Genomic DNA, 1293 nt, shown 5'->3' with positions numbered 1-1293 from the left:
GGATACACAGCATTCACCTGATAATCCTGCAAAAGTTCTTCATATCCGGCAGCGAATCCTTCCACAACTCTTATTCAAGCGCTCCGGTAAAAATGATGCAACACGACATGCCGCCCCCGCAGCAAAACCTTGGGTAATACCCCAGAAAACACCAAACACAACGACATCTTGTTAAATGGGAGCTATACCAATCTTCTTCGCCTCGAGTGCTGGCAGCGGCCGAGGCAGACCTGACCCAGGCCGAGGGCTTGCGAATCAGGCCCCGTCCACGACAAACCGATTTCCGCTCAACAAGCAGCTCCTAAGGCGCAACTAGCACCGCCACTGCGCCATCGCAGCCGCTGTGGCCCTTTTCTGCCTCCCGCTAGACTCTCGTCGCCTCTACGGCAGAGGTTGCCCCCAGACGAAAGGTCCGAAGTTGTTACTCGATCACGTGATCCTCGCCCGCAAGTCCCTCAAGAGCAAGACACCTTACGAGGTCATTCAATGCAACATTGATGTGGTCAATTACCTGCTCGAGGAAGGCGCGGAAATGACCGAACTCAGTCCCGAAGCACTGGCCTCCTATCACGTCGACTTCTACCAGGCGCAGGTATCCAACGGCGGCATTGATCAATTCGTCGCGAACTCCGACTGGGTGCCCGAGGTGGTCAATCGCGTGATCGTTGGATTGTAGTGTGCTTTAAACAAAATTATTTTGTGGGGCGGTAGGGGAATGTGTTTGTTCGGATGAAGGTTTCGAATGCTTGGCGGGTGTTGGTGAAGGTTGTTCTTTGGTGGTTGCTGCTTCTTTCTAGACGTGTTCGATGGGGTTGTGCTCGGGGCTGTAGGGTGGACTGCCATAGGTTTTGTGGACGGCGGTGAAAAACTTGGATTATGGTTTAGGCTGCCGTCTCGGTTTTCCTCCATTCCTGATGGACTTCGTTCGGGGTGCGGTACCCGATCGCGGAATGAAGCCTGGTTTGATTGTACCAGAGTTCAATCCATGATGTCACTTCTTTGAGGCTTATTCATAGGGGTGTTTTGGTTTCCCTCAGCTAACGCTTTATCCCGAGGGGGGATGTGAGGGCGGCTTGCCCGATCTGGGATAATTCAAGGTGTAGAAAGAAAACCCTCAGATGAAAGACAAGCCGCTGCCATGAATACTACCACAAGCCTTGACCGCGACCAGATCCTTGACCTGTGCGAACTGATCCACACCTCCCGTTCCGGAAACCTTCCCGCAGCAGGGTCCCGCACCTTGGGGTTGTTCCGCTGTATCCAGGTCACTTTGTTGACGCTCAGACACAATCT

At 53.4% G+C, this 1293-nt stretch carries 1 protein-coding gene; it reads left to right on the top strand.

Going from position 1 to position 1293, the window contains the following annotated elements; translation table 11 throughout:
• Positions 1-433 precede the first annotated feature (433 nt).
• On the top strand, positions 434-676 hold the full coding sequence (locus E0E39_RS15565) for a DMP19 family protein (protein WP_130875764.1): 243 nt from the start codon (positions 434-436) through the stop codon (positions 674-676).
• The last annotated feature ends 617 nt before the right edge of the window (positions 677-1293 follow it).

Source organism: [Pseudopropionibacterium] massiliense (assembly GCF_900607225.1).
Taxonomy (GTDB): Bacteria; Actinomycetota; Actinomycetes; order Propionibacteriales; family Propionibacteriaceae; genus Arachnia; species Arachnia massiliensis.
The sequence above is the reverse complement of the archived record's forward strand: the minus strand, read 5'-3'. Positions and strand labels throughout refer to the sequence as shown.